Genomic DNA, 20695 nt, shown 5'->3' on the forward strand with positions numbered 1-20695 from the left:
AAACTAGGTNNNGAGGCAACCCCGATATTTCTTTCACAATATCTATGCTAAGGGGTATCTTTCTTTAAGGACATCTTATAGCGATCGCTTTTTTGCTCAAGGCTCAATCGGTTCGCTAAACAGCTAACTGACGATTGCTACTACGCTCACAGTTTCTAATCGCAGAAGGATATTCATCAAGATTATGGCGCAGCGCTACGTGCGAATTCAAAATCCAGAAGGACAGATTTACTATGGGTTACTACAGCTATCCCTGAATGTGCAGGTGCTAGATGCTCCACCCTGGTTACATGGACAACCCACTGATTTAACTTTGACACCAGAAAATTACCAAATTCTGGCTCCCTGCGCTCCCTCAAAGATTGTGGCGGTGGGTAAGAATTATGCAGATCATGCAGCCGAAATGGGAACTCCAGTACCTTCTGAGCCACTAATCTTTCTTAAGCCACCTACGTCGATCATTCCATCGGAAAGGGAAATTAAGTATCCTCCCCAGTCCCATAGAGTTGACTATGAAGGAGAGTTAGCTCTAGTGATTGGCGATTATGCCTTTGAATGTACGCCAGAGGTAGCCCAAACCAAAATTTGGGGCTACACCATTGCCAATGACGTAACAGCGCGGGATTTACAAAAACAAGATGGTCAATGGACGCGAGCCAAAGGTTTTGATACTTTTTGTCCCTTGGGGCCTTGGATTGTCCGGGAATTAAATCCAGGAGCAAGATTGCAGACTTTTGTAAATGACGACGCTAATCCAGCCCAATCTGCCTGTATTGATCAGATGGTGTTTTCCCCCGATGTTTTAGTTTCCTACATCAGTCAGGTGATGACGCTACTCCCTGGTGATTTGGTGCTTACAGGTACGCCGGAGGGTGTAAGCGCTTTGCATCCAGGCGATCGCGTCCGCGTAGAAATTGAAGGTATCGGTCGCCTGGAAAATACCGTAGCGGCCCGTTAACTAACGCACTTGCATATACACTGCATCGGAAATCGCTGGAATTTCTGCATAACGTCCGCTCACAGACTGGATGACTGAATATGCGACTACTCCCACTATGCCAATAAAAATGGTTGTGGATAGGGTTTGGATTGCAAAACCACCAGAGGGAACTAGTCCTACAACATCAGTTAGGATGCTAAACAAAAAGATAATGATGTCCAAAAGGATTGCTTGCATGGTGTTGAAACGAATAAAGTGACTAATTTTTTCGTTTCTTACTACCAGCAAAAATAAAGCAAAGAAAATAATCATTCCTGCATAACGCACGCCGTAGTAAATTCTCAACAATGGCAGAAGCGGTAGAAACAGTAGTTGTAATGGTGGAAACTCTGAGAGCAAATATCTACCAAATACAAAAACTTCAATTAGAGGAAGCAAATAAGGTAAGGAAGCAAAAATCCGATCTGAAACTGTTGTAGACCCGCGCCAAGACATTATGCGTTCTCCTGTGGTTAAATTTTAATAGTTACTTGAGCTTAGGATAACGCAGTTGCAGGTCTTGCTGAGAAATTCAACTATTCTATATGGGCGATGCGAAAGCCCATCATGCACTCATACTGGTCTGGCTGCTGTTGAGTAAGTTTGCGAATGGCTTGACCACAGCGCAGTCGACCCCCACGCCAACGGGGTTGACCGCTCCCGTCAGCGAGTAAACAAGACTGGCAAACTTGCTCAGGGGCAAGGATTTGCTCGTCCATTAAAATGACTAGCATCGAATCCCTCCTGTAAATCCTCATTGTCAACCCACATTTCACTCCGGGGAAGACGTGTTTTGTAGCGGTTTAAAGAGCCACTTCAGATAGATTGGATGCGTTTTGCGTGGTTAAGTGTTGTGATTTGCGATGGGCTTTGCGCCTAACTTGGGCGATCGCAGAGAACACTTAAGAGCCACATCCTACCTCTTTGTAGCAAAAATGTGGGCAATTACAATTCAATAACAATTCTCAAGTGAATTTAAATTTATTGTACGTTGTGTCTATTGCAAAATGGAAATCTTAGTAAAAAATAATACAAAATTTGTTGCACTAAGTTGAGCAAAGACAACTAACGGTATCCATTGCATCCCTGTTAATTTAGCACTAGGATGTGTCAAACTTAATATTCAGAAAACAACAAAAGCTTTACACACAAGCAACACGGCGACTTATTGAAATTCCCTTGAGGTGAGTAGTTAAAGGGTGGGAAGTCAAGTCAGTAAAATTGAGTTAACTTGATAGCCATTTAAGTGAGGCATTTCTAAAATACTGAGGTAAACTTGCAAGCAAGTTAATACACAATATTACTCAGCGGCTCGTCGGTCTGGGCATCACTTACAATGGAACACTGGCAATTTCTGATACAGAAACAAGGCGCTCGCTCGTGGCATATCCTAGAATCGCCAAATTTGGAAATTTTGGAAGGACAGTATAGAGTTTTGGCTCGTTCTAACCTTCTTAATACAGACGTGGAAGTGCGGGTAACTCACTCTTCAACTGAGGAAGTTCAACCAACGCGGCGAATTTTCAAGCGATCGCGTCGCACTAATTCAGAAGGCATAATGGCGGTAATTCCTTTTACCTACTTCCAACCGGGAGTTTGGGAGTTGCGGTGTTCCGGCGATTTGATGTCGGATTTGCTCGGTAAATCTTGGCAATACAGCGTGCAAGTGCAAGTCTTCTCGCTGTTAGCAGAGAGAGAGCCGAGGAAAAATTTAGGATCGAGTTCACCTGACGATCGCCTAGATACTGTTTCTGAAAACTTGGAATCTAATGCCCCAGCAGAAACGGCAATTACGTTATTTACGTTTGAGAAAGCGATCGCAGTTTCTGAAGGACTGGCAATTACTACAGATGGCAACCTCACTGTTGCGCCAGATGAAGAAAACCTGGAATCTCATGTCCCACCAGAAACTGTAATTGAGCTAGATAATGCGATCGCAGTTTCTGAAGGACTGGCAATTACTACAGATAGCAACCTCACTGTTGCGCCAGATGAAGAAAACCTGGAATCTCATGTCCCACCAGAAACTGTAATTGAGCTAGATAATGCGATCGCAGTTTCTGAAGAACTGGCAATTACTACAGATGGCAACCTCACTGTTGCGCCAGATGAAGAGAACTTGGAATCTAATGCCCCAGCAGAAGCTGTAATTGAGCTAGATAATGCGATCGCAGTTTCTGAAGAACTGGCAATTACTACAGATGGCAACCTTGTTACCACTGTTGCACTAGATGAAACGGAAGAAGATGAAGATATAGTTATCGATCAGCCTGTAAGTCCTGTATGGCTCAAAGGAGAGACGGCAGAGCATATTTTACAAAATTTAATAGATTTAGCTTTACCCACCTCTGAACTGTTGCCCAAAGATGAAAAGGTTACAGATTCTTCGGCAACACAACTACCGCCACCATTACTGCTAACTTTAAGTCAGGATAATTATATTGCTCGTTGGGGACAAGCTCTTATAATCAACGGGTACATAGAATTCCAAGAAAAGACAAATCTAGATTGGGATGAAACATCATCTCCAAAAAGCTTGCGGGCGCTTGAAGTAGAAATTGAACTGCGATCGCCCAAAAACTTGAAAATCTTGACCAAAGTACGGCAACCCTTATCAGATAAGGAGTTGCCCTTTAGCATCAATACCTCAATTGATATTCCTGCTGATTGTGAATCCAAGCTAATTTTGGCAGATATCAGTTTGTATGGTAAATTCGCCGATGGCGGTGAAGTCATGCCGTTAGCCACCCAGTCCTTCACCATTACAGCAGATGTAACAGAATTACTGGCAATCACAGCCGCAGCAAAATCCAATATATTTTTAAATGACCCCATAACACCATCGGACTCATCTGCTGCTTTCACAGAAACAGAGACGCCTGTTAAGCTCGATTTGAAACTATTAAATCTGGTCAAGACCCCAAAAACAGACCAGTCTCAGATAGTTCATCTATCTCCAAACACACCTTTACCAGCGCAAATTAACCTGCAAGTTCTGCGAGAAGCCAACCTGCGGACATCTAAGTTCAAGAATTCAAGTATTTCGTTGCCTCAATTACCAAAACTGCCCCCTATTCAAAGTGATGCCAACATCCCCTCAGATGTTGTCGCAGAACTACAGACACCGGAGGAGCTTGTAGAAAAGGATGCTACTATAGCCGCCATCAACTTAGAGCAGTTGGTCATCAAGCAACGTCGAATGCCAATACTTGAGACTACTTTGCCATACTTGAAACGGCTACAAGCTTCGCTAGATGATGCTGAAGAAAAAGTAAAAAACAATGTTCCTCCAGATGCATTAGAAGTTCAAGCGGCTGAAGACTTGCCAAAGTTGGACGCAGGTGTGGCTGAAGATGAAAATATACCTGAATTAGTAGTAGGTGATGCACAATTCCAGGAAGAATCTGTTTCTGAAGTCGAAGCCTCAGAAAATTCGCAATTCCAGGAAGAATCTGTTTCTGAAGTAATAGCCTCGCAAAACGCACAATTCCAGGAAGAATCTGTTTCTGAAGTCGAAGCCTTCCAAAACTTACAATTCCAGGAAGAATCTGTTTCTGAAGTAGTAGCCACCCAAAATGCACAATTAATTACAACAGGAAACCTTTATTCATCTCCTCTGCTCAGGAAGTGGATGCAGAGCCAAGGATACTCTTTGCCTGAATCTATTAACGATCTGCAACCTCAAGATGACAATAACTATGTTCCACCACAGCAGATACCCCTTTCTCCTAGTGCAGAAAATGCGAATAATGCGAATGTTGATGTTAACTTGCTGTTAAACCTAGATGCCAACCCAGAGAATAATCTGAACGAAGGTTTGAGCAGTTCACAACTTCTCCTGACTGAAACGCGCCAGGGACAAGAGACATGGGAAGAAGGTGAAGAGTTGGCTCCTGAACTGGAGAACTTTAGGGAAGATATAGACACAGCGCAGGAAATAGAACTGGGGATTGGAGAAGATACGGAAATAGAAAAATTACTAGAAGAACCAACAATCTCATCGGCTCTGTTAACACAAGTACCGCCCCCTCCNCCTCCAATAAAAATAAATATAGCGTCAGCTTGGTTGGCGCAAGAAATTGTTGTAGATGATACAGATAGCGAACTGGAAGGCGATACAACTGGAAGTTACACCTTTGAAGAAAAGGAGCAACCACTGTTATATTCATCTTCTTCCTTACCTATAATTGCGGCAGCCACTGAGCCTTTGCCAACTCCACATTTGTATGTACCAGAAGGCGAATTAATTGCTGGCAAGTCTATCATAGTGCGCGTAGTACTGCCAGAAGTACCTCTGCAAGTTGTTGTCAAGTTATGGCTTGAAGATTATCAAACTCGCTACTTACTAGATGGTCCCCATTTATTGACAAATTTACTTCCTAATGCGTCGGGAAATTTGGAAGTGATGACGCAATTAAACATTCCCTTTGGCTGTTTGGAAATTCGCTTAGGAGCGATCGCACTCGATCTAACAACCCAACAGGAGAGTCACAAAGTCACAATAGTGCGAACCGTGATTCCTCCAGACTTGCCAAGCTTGCAACTAGATGAACTCCTGGGTATGTAACTCAGGTATGAGGGGTATTGGGTATTGGGCACAAGAGGCAGAGGTGCAGGGGGCAGAGGTGCAGAGGGGCAGAGGAGAAAGAACTTGGTATTTGAACTCTCCCCTGCTCCCCTGCTCCCCTGCTCCCCATCTCCCTGTGTTAAAAATATGAAAGAATTTCAAAAATTTGGCAGGAATTGCAGTAAGCTCATCTTGAATTGTAGTGTGATTTCATAGGAACCTTTACTATGGCAACTTCTTTTTTACCTACTGTCTTGGCTAGTACTTCGTACTTGTCTGCTATCTTCGTGCCCATAATTGGTTGGGTTTTGCCAGGAGCGATCTTCGCGTTTCTGTTTTTATACATTGAAAGCGATGATATCAGCGATATCAACTGATACTGATGTAGTGATTAGTCATATCATGTCCGCCAAATTACCCATAATAAAATAACCCCACCCCCAACCCCCTCCCCGCAGGCGGGGAGGGGAGACAAAGCACAGCTTTGGCGGAGTGCGGTTCTTCGGGTTTAATAAGCAATCAAGCGGACATGATATCATTAGTCATTTGCAAAAAACAAAGGACAAATGACAAATGACCAAAATTAATACCGCCCATCTCATAGAGACAGGCGGTTTTTTTAACGTTGATTTCTCAACAAATGCTAGAAAGTTCTAACTTATAGTATTCGGTTCAAACTAACTAATGTTAAATCGAAGAACCGAGTCCGGCGTAGGCACCATAAAAGAAAATGCCCAAGACTGTAATTATACCTAAACCTGCGATCGTAGCGACGACCCACAGGGGAATTCTCCCACTTCCAGACACAGCTTCTCTCCTCCCTTAACAACAAATCAACACACGTTCAATAAACAAAGACTAACAACAAGTAGTTCCAATTAGTTAAAGAAGTAACTGGAAAACAGAATCCCCAGAACGAAAACTAGTAGTAGTCCCAGGTATAGCGAAGTCCGGTTTAATTCAACCAGCTGATTATTGGGATTGGGCGATCTTTCTGCCATAGTTGCTCCTAACGTTGAATAAATTGCATTGCGGCGATCGCGCCCAAAAAGAATACAGTTGGTACACCTAAAGTGTGTACTGCCAGCCATCTAACGGTAAAAATTGGATAGGTAACTGGTTGATTGATGTTGTTTCCGCTAGTCATGATCTCAAACTACTTTCCAATAAATTCTTCAACTTGTTTTTTAGCTTCAAAACGGTTCTTCACAATGGGCACTTCCTGCCGCGCTGGTGTGAAATACTCGTTGGGACGGGGTGTACCAAAAGCATCATAAGCCAGTCCGGTGCTGACAAATAGCCAACCAGCAATAAATAATGCTGGGATGGTGATGCTGTGAATTACCCAGTAACGAACGCTAGTAATAATGTCCGAAAACGGACGTTCTCCAGTGGTACCTGACATTTAGATCCCTACCTTATACATAGAGTGTTATTGAGTTTATTATCCTACAAAGTTAAGAAAGAGTTACAAGTTGCAACGTTCTTCTCAGAAATTAGGTATGGGGCATTGGGCATTAAGCATTCTTCCCCTGCCTCCCCTGCTCCTCTGCCTCACTAAACCTAAGCCGCCTCTGGGGAAGTTGTTTCAGGGTTTGGTAGATATTTGAGCAAAACGCCGCGATCGCCAATTATAAATCCCCGCTCTGGCTCTAAGAACACAATCTTGTACAAATTAGCCGCAACTTCTTCTATGTCACGGTCTTTTTCCCAGGTTTTGCCACCGTCGGCACTGCGTAGCAAATTACCGCTACCGCCACCTACCCAAATTTCATTGGGTGTACGATATGCCAAATCCAGTAAACCCCAACTGGTCGATAACTCTGGATATTGTGCCTTTTGCCATTCTTCAGGTTTAGTTGGATCGCTAAACTGAACTTGACCTCCTCTAGCTAGCAACCACAATTGCCCATTCTCCGTAAAACCCATGTTTTCTAACCGCCGAGAACTATTGCGGTTATGAGGTACCCAAGCATCTTGCCCTGGTTCCCAAGTCGAGTAGAAACTACCCTTAGCAGAAACCGCAATATATTTACCATCAGCAGAACGTTCCAAGTTACGTACTACACCCACTGCTGATTCCACCTGGGCTTTCCAGTTTTTACCGCCGTCTGTCGTCTTATATATGGCTCCGACATTAGTAGCCATTTCAGCTGTATTATCTGCCAGTGCCTTAACTGCGATCGGACTACCTGGTAACTTTTCGCTCAGGGGGATACGTGACCAAGAAGCACCTTCATCGGTCGTGTGTAGTAACAGTCCAGGCTCTCCGGCAATCCAGCCTTCTTTACCTGCAAAACTTACTGAGTCGAAGCGATACTTCTGCTCATCCAGTTGCAGTGTTATTGGTTTCCAGGTATTACCACCGTCATTAGTTTCCAATAGGGTGGCATTGCTACCGACTAAGTAGCCATGCTCAAGGTTATCAGTAAAGGCAATATCCAATAAATTCGAGTCTGTTGGCACAGAAATTACTTTCCAAGGGTTGTAGCTAACAGAGGGAACTTGGCTACAGCCTATGCACATCACGACTACTATTAACAAGGCAAATATTCGTTGCCAACCTTTCACAATTGAATGCATCAGTATTTCTTAGTTATTTCTAAATTTTTGTAGAAGTTGGCAGCCAGGATGCTGTAAAGTCCTGGCTTTTTCATTTTGAATTTTGTTAGCGCAGTGTAAAGCCTTTGGTAGAGAGCGTTATTTGGAATTGCTTAAAGGCTGTCATTGTAAGCCGTAAAGACTGATAAAAAACAAGAACCCAAGAGCCAAAGCACCAAAAATTAGGATATTCTTTTGGGTTGGCGTTAGGTTGTTAACACCCAAACCATAACCGAGATTTTCTTTAAAGCCGGATGCAGTACCGGCAGGAGCGATGTTAGCAAAAGCGGTCTTTTTAGCAGAACAAACTGGACAGCGCCAATTTATAGGGAGTTCTGCAAAGAGTGTCCCGGAAGGAATATCATGCTTGTCATCTCCCTTCTCAGGTTCGTAAACATAACCGCAGGCGCGACACTCGTAGCGGTCTAACACCGGAGTCTCAACAACTGGTTCGCTCATGGCTAAGGCCTCGCAGAGAAGAAATCTTAAATATACGTTAAAAATTATGACATAATTGTTAGACTTTTCTATCACTAGCAAAAGTGAATCAAATACTTGAAGTCCGTCTGTTTCCCAGATTTCAGAAAAACCAAACAGATATAATGTAAAAGAAAGTTACGCAGTTAAGGGATTGGGCGTTGAGTAAAACAGTTCCGAGTTCCGAAAGTTCTGAGTAAAGGAGTGAGATTCCCTACTCAGCACTCAGCACTCAGCACTCAGCACTCAGCACTCAAAACTCACTACTTAAAATACTCCATAAGCGGTAGATACTCATTGTGTTTGTCCTCAGCGGTTACGAGTACCTTCTAGGCTTTTTCATCATCTGTAGCCTAGTACCTGCCTTAGCGCTCTCAGCTTCCAAGCTCCTACGACCCAGTGGTTACGCCCCAGAACGTCGCACCACTTATGAATCTGGTATGGAACCTATCGGGGGAGCCTGGATTCAGTTCAACATCCGTTACTACATGTTTGCTCTGGTCTTCGTCGTCTTTGATGTGGAGACTGTATTCTTGTATCCTTGGGCGGTAGCTTTCCACCGTTTGGGGCTATTGGCTTTTATTGAAGCGCTAGTCTTTATTGCAATTCTTGTAGTCGCTTTAGTTTACGCATGGCGTAAAGGAGCTTTGGAATGGTCTTGAATTCTAACTTAACAACCCAGGGTAAAGAACGAATCATCAACCCCATTGAGCGTACCAATGTCACTCAAGACCTTTCAGAAAACGTCATTTTGACGACGGTTGATGACCTCTACGACTGGGCGCGGCTTTCTAGTTTGTGGCCGTTGTTATTTGGTACTGCTTGCTGCTTTATTGAGTTTGCAGCTTTAATTGGTTCCCGATTTGACTTTGACCGTTTTGGGCTAATTCCCCGTTCTAGCCCTCGCCAAGCCGATTTAATTATTACGGCAGGGACTATCACGATGAAGATGGCTCCACAACTGGTGCGTCTTTATGAACAAATGCCAGAGCCAAAGTATGTAATTGCGATGGGTGCTTGCACAATTACTGGCGGGATGTTCAGCGTTGATTCCCCTACAGCCGTTCGCGGAGTCGATAAACTGATTCCTGTGGATGTGTACTTACCTGGTTGTCCTCCCCGTCCCGAAGCAATTATTGACGCAATCATTAAGCTGCGGAAGAAAATCTCCAATGAGTCGATTCAAGAGCGGGATAAAATTAAGCAAACTCACCGCTATTACAGCACGACTCATAATTTGAAGCCAGTAGAAGAAATCTTAACTGGTAAGTATTTGCAGTCAGACACTCGCTATGCACCACCGAAGGAATTGGCGGAAGCGATTGGTATGCCAATACCACCTGCACTGCTGACAGAAAAGGCGCAAAAGGAGGAACAAACCCGTGGCTGAAGAAGAATCTAAACCAGTACCAGCAGCGAAAGAAGAGGCATTGGTACAAGCGGGTAAAGTTTCCCAGTGGTTGACGGAAAATGGTTTTGACCATGAGTTTTTAGCACCAGATAAGAATGGTGTAGAGATAATTAAGGTGCTGGCAGATTTCTTGCTTCCCACCGCTACAGCCCTTTATGCTTATGGGTTTAATTATCTCCAGTGTCAAGGTGGTATTGACCTTGGCCCAGGACAAGAATTGGTGAGTATGTATCACTTGATTAAAGTCGGTGATAATAGCGATCGCCCCGAAGAAGTTCGAGTTAAGGTGTTCTTACCACGGGAAAACCCCGTAGTGCCTTCTGTGTACTGGATTTGGAAAACCGCAGATTGGCAAGAGCGCGAGTCTTACGATATGTACGGCATTATCTACGAAGGACACCCAAATCTCAAGCGGCTTTTGATGCCGGAAGATTGGGTAGGTTGGCCTTTGCGGAAGGATTACATCTCGCCTGATTTCTACGAGTTGCAAGACGCTTATTAGAGATTGCTGACTAGAGACGCGATGAATCGCGTCTGTACAAGATAGTGGTTTCGGCAGTGATTAACCCCTTTCCGGTGGCGGAGAGGGGTTATGTTTTTGGTGTTTTTATATAACGTCAGTTGACACAATTTGCTGTAATTCATTAGCTGTATTTACAGTTTTAATTGCCTGTTGAATTGTTTTTAATTTCTGTAAATCCGTAATTTCAGAGATTATCGGCATCAATTCTAAACCTTGATTGCCAAACTTAATTTCTAATGCTAATTCAATTCCTGAATATAACTCTTCTTTTCTTCCTCGCAGTTCTCCGCGTGCTTCTCCTCGTTCTTCCCCTTTGCTAAAAATTTCTTGATACCAAGGCGACTGCTCTAAAAGTGCCATATCCCACCTCAGAATTTGTTGAACTATTGCACTATCTAATACAAAGGTAGCAAAAAATCCTAATACTGTTTCTAGTTGATTCAATTGTTCATCTGCACGTAATATTCGCAATGCGTCCCGAATCGTAGACTCGTTATCACCTCCTTTGAGGATAGGTACAAATGGAAGTAGTGATGGTAATGGTTGTGTAAAGGCAATGTTTACATCAACTTCCCACAGGTTAATGACACGGTAATCTTGAATAGCACGTAACCCAGCAATATTTAATGCGTAACTTGTAGGTATTTCAGCATCACTTGCCTTGAGGATATTAATTAGTACTGGATACGTTGGCAAATTATATTTTTCTTCTGCGAGTGCTGCGTAGGCACGCATCCTGCGCGGCATTTCTGGTTTATAGCGCAGTTGTAATTCGTTAAGAACGAGAAATTTTCCATACTGGGGACTTTCGACACGGATTAAAACATCACTTTCTCGACTTATCCACTGAAATTCTGAGTTGAGAATTTCGCCAGCAACAATATCAGGAATTTGCGTTACCCATTTTACCCAGTTATCAGGTGCAAGGCTAATTAAGCGTTTGGTGCTGACATCGGCGGGTTTGATCATGGGGTTGTAAAGATACTGAAAGTTATCAAATAATTGTACTTAAGACTGGATTACAGATATTTAGATTTTTGATTGGACTATTTAGGGAAAGCGTAGGCAAAGCCCGTCGTAGACATCGCACCCAATCTGAGATAATTTGAGTGCGATCGCTAAAATGCTCAGTGAGATTTCTTAGTAATCGGAATCGCTATCTCTACCGTTGTATTTATATTTGTGGGACAATTTAATCTAAATATTTAAAGTAATATGTCAGAAACACCCCAAAACGACGGCATTTGGATTGTGACGGATGAAGTGCCGCAAATATCGATTCCTGATGGTGCTAAAGGCGTGAGTACTAATACACGCAGTTGGGGAGACGAAACTATCAGGGAAAGTACTGGTAGCAAAGGGGTAGGAGATGCCGTTAAGGTTAGCGCTCAAACATTAGAGCAAAATATGAGTCACTTTCTTAAATTAGTGACAAGTTTATTTAGTCAAGCTGAACAGCAAGCAAAAGTCAACTCCAAGATGCAGCTAGATGAAATTGAGTTATCGGTAGAAATTAGTGCAGATGGGGAAGTTAAATTAATTGGCAGTGGTGTCAAAGCTGGGAGTAAAGGAGCGATTAAGCTGAAGTTTAAGCGCCAAGAACCAGGGTGAGATGGCAAAAAATTGGGCGATCGCGATCGGAATTAACCAGTATGATTATCTGCAACCGCTAAACTATGCAAAGCGAGATGCACAGTTAATGCAGGAGTTTCTGGGGAATGAGGCAGGATTTGAGCGGATTTTCTTCTTCTCTGATGACTCCCCTAATGTTGCTGGAAAATCGACTCGTCCAACTCGCACTAACTTGCTGCGAATCTTGCGTCAGTTATTTGACAATCCCTTTATGGAAGCAGGGGATAATTTTTGGTTTTTCTTCAGTGGTCATGGGATAAGATACGCTGACCGTGATTATCTCATGCCCTGTGATGGCGATCCAGAAGATATTGAAAACACAGCAATTGCGATTAACTTTGTCAGTGAACGTCTGCGTCGCTGTGGTGCTGATAACGTTGTCTTGATTCTGGATGCTTGTCGCAATGAAGGCAAAAAAACAGGTGAAGGAATTGGGCGACAAACCGCACAAGAAGCACGTCAGCAAGGAGTTATCAGCATTTTTTCTTGTATTCCCCAAGAGTATTCTTATGAAATTGATGCTTTACAACAAGGTGCTTTTACCAGAGCATTACTAGAAGGGTTAGGAATTCAAGGTAAATGCGCTACTGTTGAACGATTGGATCAATATCTCAAGTTTCGCGTGCCTGAACTGGTTCGCCAGTATAAGAATACAAGGCAAACGCCTTATCTTATTGCTGAACCTGTGAATAAATCCCACCTAATACTTGTGCCACGATATGCAACTCTAGTGGATATCGCCACATTGAAAAATGATGCTTACCAAGCAGAAGTAAACAGGAGTTTAGATTTAGCAGAGCAATTATGGATTCGGGTATTAGCTGCGGCTTCAGGGCAAGATATGGATGCGGTGAGAGGTTTACAAAGAATTGAGCGGTTGCGAAATAGTTCTGCAATTCCTGATTTACCTCAGCAAACAATTCTACAAGCATCTAAGTCAGTCACAAATACACCTATAAGTAAACCTTCTCAAATTCCAACTCCCAAATTAACCTCACCATCCTCTATTACTAATACTCAAACTTCTGGCGCGGGACAATTTGCAACACCTTCAACGCCATCCAAAAAACTAATATTATCTAACTGGTCACGGCGACGTTTAATTCAAACTGCTGGATTTGCAGTTGCTGGGTTGTTTTTGACAATTGCAGTACCCCGCCTTTGGCGGTCTGATTCAGGAACAACTACACCAACACCTACACCTACTAATAATCAACCTGTTGTATCTAGTAAGCGCCTCGATCTGAAAGCATCTAATAACACAGCCACAATTAAAGATACTCTCAAAACAGATCAAATAATTAAGTACGCTTTTTTTGGACAGAAAGGTGATAAGTTAACTGCGTTTATTGACCCCAGAAGCAGTGTTTTGCTAACAGCCTTAAGTCCCAATCAACAACCAATTGATATTAACGCCCAAAAAGTAACAGCCTATCAAGGCATATTGTTGGTTACAGGTAGATATACTATTGAGTTAACACTGGTTCCAGGAGCTGCTAAAAGCAATTACAACCTCAATGTTGCATTAGAAAAACCAGTCAAATCAACACCGACAGAAACACCCTTGCCGATTCCTACAGAGACACCTTTCCCGATTCCCACAGAGGCACCTTTGCCACTTCCGACAGAGACACCTTTGCCAATTCCTACAGCGACACCTAGGTAAGCATAATAGTTTTTGTCTTTTATATGTTACGAGTGTAAAAAAGTAAGTGCCACCTTAGATTGTCGCTCGGCATTGCATTGTGTTCATTTTATGATGGTTGAATTTCGCTTTTTATACCAAAGTATTGGTATAAAGGATACCGTCAATTTATTGCTATTGAGATGTGAGTTAAGAAATGAGTGAGAGGCAATCTAATAAACTAAAGTAGATGTTGGGTTTCATTCCTCAACCCAACCTACGATTAAGTCTAATTTGGGGTTTGACAATGCCTTTAGCCTATTTGCGATCGCACTCAGCATTCGATTTTGGGATGTCAAAAGTCTCTGGAGAGGCTTCAGAAGTTAAGCGGTAGGATATACGATTGTGGTGCGTTGTCACAAAGGTCAACGCACCCCTATTTAAAGAAGCGGCGAGTCCAAACAATTACTTCACAGATGTCACTGTTTGCTTTACTACTGGGCGTGGTTTCTTGCGGTCTGACCTGCGCGTTCCACCAGCCATCCCATATTCATCACTATTTTTGCCATAGCAAGATGCAACATTTAACAGCATTTGCTCAGAATAAGTATTCAACTCTCGTTCTGCTTCTATTAATGCATTGTGTGTCTTATCTACTATTATTTGTGCTTGATTATAAGCGGCTAACTTTTCTCGTAACTCAATTACTTTAATGTTGTAAGTAGCAATTGAAAACCCATTACTAAAGTCTAACTCAGGGTTAATTGTCTGCATTCCTTCAATCCGTCGTTCAGCTTTAGTCAGTGAGATGGAGTTTCGTTTCCGTTGCATATAGTTTTCCTATTTGGATTAATTTATAAATAACCCCGATTTGATACACTGAGTTATTTATATATCATCAAGGTACGCAATAGGCAGATGCACCAGCCACAGTGAAGTTACAGAATTATAAAAGCATTGGATGGCATGAGCCAATTAGATAGATGCGGGTATATTTGCTGAAATCCGTTGAGAAAAGCTGGTTTTGAAGTCACAAAAGCTGGTTTTGATGTCGCAAAAGCTAGTTTTGATGTCGCAAAAGCTGGTTTTGATGTCGCAAAAGCTGGTTTTGATGTCGCAAAAGCTGGTTTTGATGTCGCAAAAGCTAGTTTTGATGTCGCAAAAGCTAGTTTTGATGTCACAAAAGCTAGTTTTGATGTCGCGGAGCTTTATTATCTCATGTAGAGACGCGATTTATCGCGTCTAAAAAATTGACGCGTTAGACAGACGCGATAAATCGCCGTCTCTACAAAGAATGTACTCGCTAATTATTCCTTGACAGACTACTAACTAATAGTAACAACAGCTACCATCGCATCGGCTGAATGGAAATGAGACGAAGCACACTAAAAATTTATTTTTATAACTAAAAATTTTATTTTATTTATATGTTAAGTAGCTTTTAGGATGTTATCTGTATAATCTATCATTCAGTTGAAATTATCGAATGTATAATCTATCATTCAGTCTGATTTATTATTGACCTCTGTTACTTATTGATAGGTTAAAACTTGGAAACTAGGGCATCTCTTTTTAAGACATAACATACCGCTCACTTAGTAGTTATTTATTAACGTAATTTGAGAAGTTATGTAAGCATACTCTATCTTAGACATGACCTTAAACTTGTGCTTCAAAGATCATGAGCCATTATATGAATAGTTAGCACGTTAACAGCACCATCCAATGTCTCAAGACTTATTAAACTCCTTTCAAGAAGCATACAGTAATCTCGAACTGTTCCCGTTGATGGAACGGAACGAAATGGAAAGATTTCGAGTCGAATATGGTGATGATTTGATTGCAGACCTGAACCAATTAGTAGAAGATAGTCCTAATGGAGATGGCAAAATTGTCTTTACAGGACATCGGGGATGTGGTAAGTCTACTTTGTTAGCTGAATTCAGCCGACAAATTCAAGATAAATATTTTGTAGTTCTCTTTTCTATTGCTGACAAAATTGAAATGTCGGCTGTTAATCATATTAATATACTGTTTGCGATCGCAGTTAATTTAATGACAGAGGCAGAAGCCCGCAAGGTTGATATTCCGCAATCTACTAAAGAAGCTCTTTATAAGTGGTTTGCTACCCGCACTCGTACTGAAGAATTAAATTTACAAGCAGAAGCTAGTATAGGTTTTGACCTTTTAAAGTTGATTAGTTCTAAATTAAAAGCTGATGCAAGCGTTCGGGATGAAATTAAGCAAGAATTTGAACGCAAGTTATCAGATTTAGTTGCCAGAATTAACGAAATAGCTGCTTTAATTCAAGCTGCAACTAAACAAAACGTTTTAGTAATTATTGATGATTTAGATAAACTTGATTTAGGTAGAGTTAACGAAATTTATCGAGATAATATTAAAGCTCTCTGTCAACCTAACTTTCAAATTATCTACACCATCCCGATCGCAGTCCTTCGAGAAACATTTATTAGCACAATTATTGCCACTGAAACCAACGATCAAGTTGTGGCAATGCCTGTATTAAAAATATTTGATAAAGGTAAAAATCGCTTCCCAAATGCCCAACCTCGCCCGGAAGCAACAAAGATTCTCGGTGAAGTTTTACAAAAGCGGATTCCCAGTGAATTAATCGCACCAGAGACGGCTGAAAAAATTGTGATTTACAGTGGTGGCGTATTGCGAGAATTAATTCGGATTTCTAAGGAATGTTGTCGCATTTGTTTGCGAATGATTCGGCGAAATCCTTCAGCCGAAGTTATTATTGATGATAAAATTCTTTTGCAAGCAATCAATAAAATTCGCAATGATTTTTCGATACGGTTAGGAAAAACTGATATCGATATTTTGCAGAGTGTTTATGAGCAATTTATGCCCAATGACCCCAAACAAGCAGAGTTTTTAGATTTGTTACATGGGCTGTATGTTCTAGAATATCGCACTGATGAAACTTGGTATGATGTTCATCCAATTATTATCGAAAGCTTGAGAAGACAGGGAGCCATTAATGTTAAATGAGGAATTATTAGATGATGAAGGAGAAAATCAAGATGCGTATGATGATTTAATTGTTTCTATTGAAGCTCAAAAGCGGGGATTAAATTTACTAATTGCAGTTTGCGATGATGCTAGCTTTCGAGATCAGATTATTGCTCAGTATGAAGCCGAACTACAACCCATCTTCGGTGCATATCGAGTAACTTTAGCACGTCAAGAACCAAGCCTGAAAGCTGCTCTTAACCAACTGGTACAACAAGAAGAATATCTCCGTCAGCAGAAGCCAGCGGTGATTACTGTGACGGGTGCTGAACAATTGTATTTTCTTAGGTTGGGAAATGAGCAATCTGAGCAGGAGAAATTTTTTGGTTACTTACAGTGGACTAGGGAAGGATTGCGCGAATTTCCGTTTGCAATTGTACTTTGGGTAACTAACCAAATTTTAGTCAACCTGATTAAAAAAGCGCCTGATTTTTGGAGTTGGCGCAATGGTGTATTCCGGTTTGAATCTAAAAAGACAAATGCTATTCCTGGTAAAGAACTAGAAAATATCCGCTTTGTTTTTCGAGATACAGAATTAGCTAGCACAGATACTAATGAAACTAATCGCTTTTTCTTACCGATTCAAGATTTACAAAGGTTAATCGAGAAAGTAGAACAAGAACGGGGAACTAAAGACCCCACCTTGGCTACTTTGTACTCAAGATTGGGCGATATTTACCACAGCAGATTAGATCGGGGTGAATCTCAAAATTATCAAGAAGAACAAGAATTAGCAATTAAATATTGGCGTCAGGCGAGTGAGTTACAAAATGAATTGGGTTTGCAGATAGACTTAGCTAATAGCCTCAACAATTTAGCAGGAATATATCGTGCAATCGGAAACTATGCTGAAGCCGAACCCTTATATAAACAAGCTTTAGAACTGAGGAAACGCCTGTTAGGAGAAAATCATCCGGCTTTTGCCACTAGCCTGAATAATTTGGCAGGACTTTACAAATCAACTGGGCAATATAATAAAGCGGAACTTCTATATCAACAAGCTTTAGAACTGAGAAAAAGACTATGGGGAGAAAACCATGCCGATGTTGCCGTCAGTCTGAACAATTTGGCATTACTATATGATGAACAAGGACGTTATGACGAAGCAGAACCCCTGTATTTGCAATCATTAGAACTTGAAAAACGTCTGGTTGGCGAAAATCATCTTTCTTTCGCTCTTATACTAAATAATTTAGCGCTACTTTATTATCATCAAGGACGTTACAGTGAAGCTGAACCTTTATCGCAACAAGCAATAGAATTAGATAAGCGATTTTTGGGAGAAGAAAATCCTGATGTTGCCACAGATTTGCACAATTTAGGTTTAATATACCGCGCTCAAGGACGCTACAGTGAAGCGGAATCTTTGTTTTTAGAATCATTGGAACTCAAGCAGCGTGTATTACAAAAAGCGCATCCGCTTTTAGCAGATACGATCTACGCTTTGGGTTATATGTACAGGGAACAGGGACGTTATCATGAAGCAGAATCCTTATGTATAAAAGCCTTAGAACTTGATAAGCACCTATTAGGAGAAAATCATCCTAATGTTGCCGAAAGTCTGAATAATCTGGCAGAAATTTATCGTGCAACTGGACGTTACGGTGAAGCAAAACCGCTTTATTTGCAAGCTTTAGATATTTGCGAACGAGTCTGGGGTGTAAATCATCACCGTAGTGTTACTGTTCGTCAAAATTTAGAGAAACTTGTCACAGCAATGCAGAATAATTAAAAGGAAGTAGCGATTTAAACAATCTGTGATGAAAAACCTAATGATAATGACTAAAAATGTTTGCAATATATAATAGGACTTACGCATACTCTACGAATTCTCGGCGCTTTTCTCTTCGAGACGCTTCGCGAAGGCGTCTTGGCGGTTCGATAAATTAAGGTTTTTAGCAATTTTTGCGTAAGTCCTATATAAGCTAAGGTAGGCAATTTATGACTCAAGCTATACCCAAATTAGTAACCTTTGAAGATTTTGCAGCCTGGCGTCCTGAAGGTGGAAGGTATGAATTACATGATGGCGTGATTGTTGAAATGGCACAACCAGCAGGAGATCATGAAGATATTGTCGGGTTTTTGGTTGAAAAAATTGCCGTTGAGTACGTTCGCAATGGTCTACCTTATTTCATCCCAAAAACAGCATTAGTTAAATCTGCTATTAGTCAGTCCTGCTATTCTCCAGACTTGCTATTACTCAACCGTCCTGCTTTAAAATTAGAGCCACTTTGGCAGAAATATTCTACGGTTGAGTTTGCCGATTCTATCCCTTTAGTGATTGAAGTTATTAGTACTAACTGGCGGGATGATTATTATAAAAAGCTAGGTGAATATGAACAAATAGGGATAAAAGAATATTGGATTGTTGATTATTTAGCTATCGGTGGTAAAAAGTTTATCGGTAATCCTAAACAACCTACTATCTCTATCTACCAATTAGTTGACGGTGAATACCGAGTTACTCAATTTAGAGGCGATGACCGCATCGTATCACCTATTTTTCCCGAACTAAACCTGATTGCTCAACAGATTCTGCAAGCTGGTAGTTCCCAGTTATAGCCGCGATCGCGCACAAGTCTATACTTTTAGATACCCGACCTCTTAAACAAGTCGGGTATCTCTAGAAAGCTTGCTCAATTGTCCTTCAAATAAATCTACTAGCGAACGCCGACAAAACCAGCTTGCTCAATTGCTCTTTGCCCTTGGTCAGTTAATAAAAGATTGGCATAAGCATTTCCAATCTGCTGTTCTGAACCTTTATTCTGCTTAATAATTACAAACAAATTAGCAATCATCGGATAGCTGCCATTTTTGATCGCCTGAGTATTTAGCTGGTTGCGCTGACGTGGACATTGCTCAGACGGCACTATTGGCTCCTGATACGGGGTAATTAGCTGACCAGAAGTGTTACCCAATGGTAAAGCCTTCACGCTACATTGAAAGACTACTGAACGGGCAGAAGCGTAATACACACCACCAGGGGTTTTACTGAGTTGGCGTACCGCTTCTGTAGCAGAGTAGACATATTGCACATTAGAGCCAAATGCTTGCCCCTTTAAGTCGCTATTGTTAGGGAATATTACTGTATCTGCGTCCTCTGGGCGTTGAGAAAAAGCTGTGATGGGTAGATTTGGCCCGCCGACTTGATTCCAATTAGTAATTTTCCCTAAATAAATCTGCTGCAATTGTTCAACAGTTAAACCAGGCACATTAAGTGATGGATTGACTACCACTGCTATCCCATCCATACCCACTTGACGTTGCTCAAGGGTGAAGCCTCGCTCTTTTGCCGTAGCTTTTTCTTCATCTGTGAGGGGACGGGAAGACTGAGCAAAGTCTAGTTTCCCATCAAGTAACATCCGAATGCCGGAGCTAGAACCAGGACTACCATTAACAGGGTTTACATAACGTAATTGTAGTTCCGGGCGATCGCTCTGGATCTGAGAATCTACTAATTGCCGAATAGATGCCCAAGCAGTACTACCTCCGTAGTTGAATGAGGCAGGGGGAACATCAGCAACTGTCTGAAAAGTTGATTCATTAGTGGATTCATTATTAGAGACGCGATTGAAATTTTGATTAGAGGAAGAGTTAATGCTGTTGCGAGACAATAAATTTGGCTTCAATAACCACCAAAGTAATCCGCCAATAACCATAAGTGTGAGAACTTTACCAATAATCAAACCTCTGAGAAAGAGAGAGATTTCGCTGTTAATTAAAGCTTTTCTTTGATTTGTATTGTCCATATTTTTAAATTTTCTTTAATTGTATTTATCTTACAGGAATATCTAAGTATTTATCCTACAGTCATCTTGAAATATTTAAATTTACAGTAAATT

At 41.5% G+C, this 20695-nt stretch carries 23 protein-coding genes and 1 pseudogene; 13 read left to right on the forward strand and 11 right to left on the reverse strand.

The features are described 5' to 3' along the window. Nucleotides 1–184 precede the first annotated feature (184 nt). Complete coding sequence (locus QUD05_RS31555; protein ID WP_289799483.1) at nucleotides 185–958, forward strand: fumarylacetoacetate hydrolase family protein; 774 nt, start codon at nucleotides 185–187, stop codon at nucleotides 956–958. Here QUD05_RS31555 and QUD05_RS31560 read toward each other — a convergent pair whose 3' ends face one another. Beyond that, on the reverse strand, nucleotides 959–1435 hold the full coding sequence (locus tag QUD05_RS31560) for a Tic20 family protein (protein ID WP_194042159.1): 477 nt from the start codon (nucleotides 1433–1435) through the stop codon (nucleotides 959–961). It abuts the gene before it with no gap. 80 nt (nucleotides 1436–1515) lie between these two features. Beyond that, nucleotides 1516–1713, reverse strand: a complete 198-nt coding sequence (locus QUD05_RS31565) for a hypothetical protein (protein ID WP_289799484.1) — start codon at nucleotides 1711–1713, stop codon at nucleotides 1516–1518. 602 nt (nucleotides 1714–2315) lie between these two features. On the opposite strand from QUD05_RS31565, the pseudogene QUD05_RS31570 reads away from it, so the two are divergent. Then, nucleotides 2316–2660: pseudogene (locus tag QUD05_RS31570) on the forward strand (hypothetical protein); the annotation flags it as partial. A gap of 3113 nt (nucleotides 2661–5773) precedes the next feature. After that, nucleotides 5774–5923, forward strand: a complete 150-nt coding sequence (locus tag QUD05_RS31580; protein WP_289799485.1) for a photosystem I reaction center subunit VIII — start codon at nucleotides 5774–5776, stop codon at nucleotides 5921–5923. Nucleotides 5924–6233: 310 nt separating this feature from the next. Here QUD05_RS31580 and QUD05_RS31585 read toward each other — a convergent pair whose 3' ends face one another. The 6 genes from QUD05_RS31585 to QUD05_RS31610 form a co-directional block, all read right to left on the reverse strand. Next, nucleotides 6234–6353, reverse strand: a complete 120-nt coding sequence (locus QUD05_RS31585) for a photosystem II reaction center protein J (RefSeq protein ID WP_012411803.1) — start codon at nucleotides 6351–6353, stop codon at nucleotides 6234–6236. A gap of 71 nt (nucleotides 6354–6424) precedes the next feature. Beyond that, a complete protein-coding gene (gene psbL / locus QUD05_RS31590; RefSeq protein WP_289799486.1) occupies nucleotides 6425–6547 on the reverse strand; it encodes a photosystem II reaction center protein PsbL in 123 nt (40 codons plus the stop codon). A gap of 8 nt (nucleotides 6548–6555) precedes the next feature. Next, on the reverse strand, nucleotides 6556–6693 hold the full coding sequence (gene psbF, locus QUD05_RS31595; RefSeq protein WP_015115279.1) for a cytochrome b559 subunit beta: 138 nt from the start codon (nucleotides 6691–6693) through the stop codon (nucleotides 6556–6558). A gap of 9 nt (nucleotides 6694–6702) precedes the next feature. After that, nucleotides 6703–6951 (reverse strand): cytochrome b559 subunit alpha, encoded by a 249-nt coding sequence (gene psbE, locus QUD05_RS31600; RefSeq protein ID WP_094348030.1) that lies wholly within the window; start codon nucleotides 6949–6951, stop codon nucleotides 6703–6705. 158 nt (nucleotides 6952–7109) lie between these two features. Next, nucleotides 7110–8129, reverse strand: a complete 1020-nt coding sequence (locus QUD05_RS31605) for a photosynthesis system II assembly factor Ycf48 (protein ID WP_289799487.1) — start codon at nucleotides 8127–8129, stop codon at nucleotides 7110–7112. Between the two features lie 141 nt (nucleotides 8130–8270). Continuing rightward, complete coding sequence (locus QUD05_RS31610) at nucleotides 8271–8606, reverse strand: rubredoxin (protein ID WP_289799488.1); 336 nt, start codon at nucleotides 8604–8606, stop codon at nucleotides 8271–8273. Between the two features lie 317 nt (nucleotides 8607–8923). Between QUD05_RS31610 and ndhC the strand changes: the two genes are divergently transcribed. The 3 genes from ndhC to QUD05_RS31625 are packed head-to-tail and all read left to right on the forward strand — an operon-like array spanning nucleotide 8924 to nucleotide 10537. Beyond that, nucleotides 8924–9286 carry a photosynthetic/respiratory NAD(P)H-quinone oxidoreductase subunit C gene (gene ndhC, locus QUD05_RS31615; RefSeq protein WP_012411797.1) on the forward strand — a complete coding sequence of 121 codons (363 nt, stop codon included), beginning with the start codon at nucleotides 8924–8926 and terminating at the stop codon, nucleotides 9284–9286. Further along, complete coding sequence (ndhK, locus tag QUD05_RS31620; protein ID WP_289799489.1) at nucleotides 9277–10014, forward strand: photosynthetic/respiratory NAD(P)H-quinone oxidoreductase subunit K; 738 nt, start codon at nucleotides 9277–9279, stop codon at nucleotides 10012–10014. The genes ndhC and ndhK overlap by 10 nt, the downstream gene beginning before the upstream one ends. Beyond that, nucleotides 10007–10537, forward strand: a complete 531-nt coding sequence (locus QUD05_RS31625) for an NAD(P)H-quinone oxidoreductase subunit J (RefSeq protein WP_289799490.1) — start codon at nucleotides 10007–10009, stop codon at nucleotides 10535–10537. Before ndhK ends, QUD05_RS31625 begins: the two co-directional genes overlap by 8 nt. A gap of 105 nt (nucleotides 10538–10642) precedes the next feature. Here the strand turns inward: QUD05_RS31625 and QUD05_RS31630 are convergent, their stop codons facing one another. Further along, a complete protein-coding gene (locus tag QUD05_RS31630; RefSeq protein ID WP_289799491.1) occupies nucleotides 10643–11527 on the reverse strand; it encodes an RpnC/YadD family protein in 885 nt (294 codons plus the stop codon). A 246-nt stretch (nucleotides 11528–11773) separates the two neighbouring features. Between QUD05_RS31630 and QUD05_RS31635 the strand changes: the two genes are divergently transcribed. The 3 genes from QUD05_RS31635 (at nucleotide 11774) to QUD05_RS31645 (ending at nucleotide 14208) form a co-directional block, all read left to right on the forward strand. Continuing rightward, nucleotides 11774–12169, forward strand: a complete 396-nt coding sequence (locus QUD05_RS31635; protein WP_289799492.1) for a Pepco domain-containing protein — start codon at nucleotides 11774–11776, stop codon at nucleotides 12167–12169. Between the two features lies 1 nt (nucleotide 12170). Then, nucleotides 12171–13856 (forward strand): caspase family protein, encoded by a 1686-nt coding sequence (locus QUD05_RS31640; RefSeq protein WP_289799493.1) that lies wholly within the window; start codon nucleotides 12171–12173, stop codon nucleotides 13854–13856. Nucleotides 13857–14064: 208 nt separating this feature from the next. Further along, on the forward strand, nucleotides 14065–14208 hold the full coding sequence (locus QUD05_RS31645) for a hypothetical protein (RefSeq protein WP_289799494.1): 144 nt from the start codon (nucleotides 14065–14067) through the stop codon (nucleotides 14206–14208). A 71-nt stretch (nucleotides 14209–14279) separates the two neighbouring features. Here the strand turns inward: QUD05_RS31645 and QUD05_RS31650 are convergent, their stop codons facing one another. Next, a complete protein-coding gene (locus QUD05_RS31650; protein ID WP_289799495.1) occupies nucleotides 14280–14645 on the reverse strand; it encodes a hypothetical protein in 366 nt (121 codons plus the stop codon). A gap of 177 nt (nucleotides 14646–14822) precedes the next feature. Between QUD05_RS31650 and QUD05_RS31655 the strand changes: the two genes are divergently transcribed. The 4 genes from QUD05_RS31655 (at nucleotide 14823) to QUD05_RS31670 (ending at nucleotide 19415) form a co-directional block, all read left to right on the forward strand. Continuing rightward, a complete protein-coding gene (locus tag QUD05_RS31655) occupies nucleotides 14823–15038 on the forward strand; it encodes a hypothetical protein (RefSeq protein WP_289799496.1) in 216 nt (71 codons plus the stop codon). 501 nt (nucleotides 15039–15539) lie between these two features. Beyond that, nucleotides 15540–16832: an ATP-binding protein gene (locus QUD05_RS31660; RefSeq protein WP_289799497.1), complete on the forward strand. Its 1293-nt coding sequence runs from the start codon at nucleotides 15540–15542 to the stop codon at nucleotides 16830–16832. Next, nucleotides 16822–18585, forward strand: a complete 1764-nt coding sequence (locus tag QUD05_RS31665; protein ID WP_289799498.1) for a tetratricopeptide repeat protein — start codon at nucleotides 16822–16824, stop codon at nucleotides 18583–18585. Before QUD05_RS31660 ends, QUD05_RS31665 begins: the two co-directional genes overlap by 11 nt. Before the next feature lie 209 nt (nucleotides 18586–18794). After that, nucleotides 18795–19415 carry a Uma2 family endonuclease gene (locus tag QUD05_RS31670; RefSeq protein WP_289799499.1) on the forward strand — a complete coding sequence of 207 codons (621 nt, stop codon included), beginning with the start codon at nucleotides 18795–18797 and terminating at the stop codon, nucleotides 19413–19415. 98 nt (nucleotides 19416–19513) lie between these two features. On the opposite strand, the gene QUD05_RS31675 is transcribed toward QUD05_RS31670, so the two are convergent. Next, entirely contained in the window at nucleotides 19514–20602 is a 1089-nt protein-coding gene (locus QUD05_RS31675) for a PstS family phosphate ABC transporter substrate-binding protein (RefSeq protein ID WP_289799500.1), read from the reverse strand. Between the last annotated feature and the right edge of the window lie 93 nt (nucleotides 20603–20695).

The sequence above is a fragment of the Nostoc sp. GT001 genome, assembly GCF_030382115.1.
Lineage (GTDB): Bacteria > Cyanobacteriota > Cyanobacteriia > Cyanobacteriales > Nostocaceae > Nostoc.

Excerpts from the sequence above, each read along its gene's own strand:
- QUD05_RS31555 (WP_289799483.1), top strand. The coding sequence starts at position 185 with ATGGCGCAGCGCTACGTGCGAATTCAAAATCCAGAAGGACAGATTTAC.
- QUD05_RS31560 (WP_194042159.1), bottom strand. The coding sequence starts at position 1,435 with ATGTCTTGGCGCGGGTCTACAACAGTTTCAGATCGGATTTTTGCTTCC.
- QUD05_RS31565 (WP_289799484.1), bottom strand. The coding sequence starts at position 1,713 with ATGCTAGTCATTTTAATGGACGAGCAAATCCTTGCCCCTGAGCAAGTT.
- QUD05_RS31580 (WP_289799485.1), top strand. The coding sequence starts at position 5,774 with ATGGCAACTTCTTTTTTACCTACTGTCTTGGCTAGTACTTCGTACTTG.
- psbL (WP_289799486.1), bottom strand. The coding sequence starts at position 6,547 with ATGGCAGAAAGATCGCCCAATCCCAATAATCAGCTGGTTGAATTAAAC.
- psbF (WP_015115279.1), bottom strand. The coding sequence starts at position 6,693 with ATGACTAGCGGAAACAACATCAATCAACCAGTTACCTATCCAATTTTT.
- psbE (WP_094348030.1), bottom strand. The coding sequence starts at position 6,951 with ATGTCAGGTACCACTGGAGAACGTCCGTTTTCGGACATTATTACTAGC.
- QUD05_RS31605 (WP_289799487.1), bottom strand. The coding sequence starts at position 8,129 with ATGCATTCAATTGTGAAAGGTTGGCAACGAATATTTGCCTTGTTAATA.
- QUD05_RS31610 (WP_289799488.1), bottom strand. The coding sequence starts at position 8,606 with ATGAGCGAACCAGTTGTTGAGACTCCGGTGTTAGACCGCTACGAGTGT.
- ndhK (WP_289799489.1), top strand. The coding sequence starts at position 9,277 with ATGGTCTTGAATTCTAACTTAACAACCCAGGGTAAAGAACGAATCATC.
- QUD05_RS31630 (WP_289799491.1), bottom strand. The coding sequence starts at position 11,527 with ATGATCAAACCCGCCGATGTCAGCACCAAACGCTTAATTAGCCTTGCA.
- QUD05_RS31635 (WP_289799492.1), top strand. The coding sequence starts at position 11,774 with ATGTCAGAAACACCCCAAAACGACGGCATTTGGATTGTGACGGATGAA.
- QUD05_RS31640 (WP_289799493.1), top strand. The coding sequence starts at position 12,171 with ATGGCAAAAAATTGGGCGATCGCGATCGGAATTAACCAGTATGATTAT.
- QUD05_RS31645 (WP_289799494.1), top strand. The coding sequence starts at position 14,065 with ATGTTGGGTTTCATTCCTCAACCCAACCTACGATTAAGTCTAATTTGG.
- QUD05_RS31650 (WP_289799495.1), bottom strand. The coding sequence starts at position 14,645 with ATGCAACGGAAACGAAACTCCATCTCACTGACTAAAGCTGAACGACGG.
- QUD05_RS31660 (WP_289799497.1), top strand. The coding sequence starts at position 15,540 with ATGTCTCAAGACTTATTAAACTCCTTTCAAGAAGCATACAGTAATCTC.
- QUD05_RS31665 (WP_289799498.1), top strand. The coding sequence starts at position 16,822 with ATGTTAAATGAGGAATTATTAGATGATGAAGGAGAAAATCAAGATGCG.
- QUD05_RS31670 (WP_289799499.1), top strand. The coding sequence starts at position 18,795 with ATGACTCAAGCTATACCCAAATTAGTAACCTTTGAAGATTTTGCAGCC.
- QUD05_RS31675 (WP_289799500.1), bottom strand. The coding sequence starts at position 20,602 with ATGGACAATACAAATCAAAGAAAAGCTTTAATTAACAGCGAAATCTCT.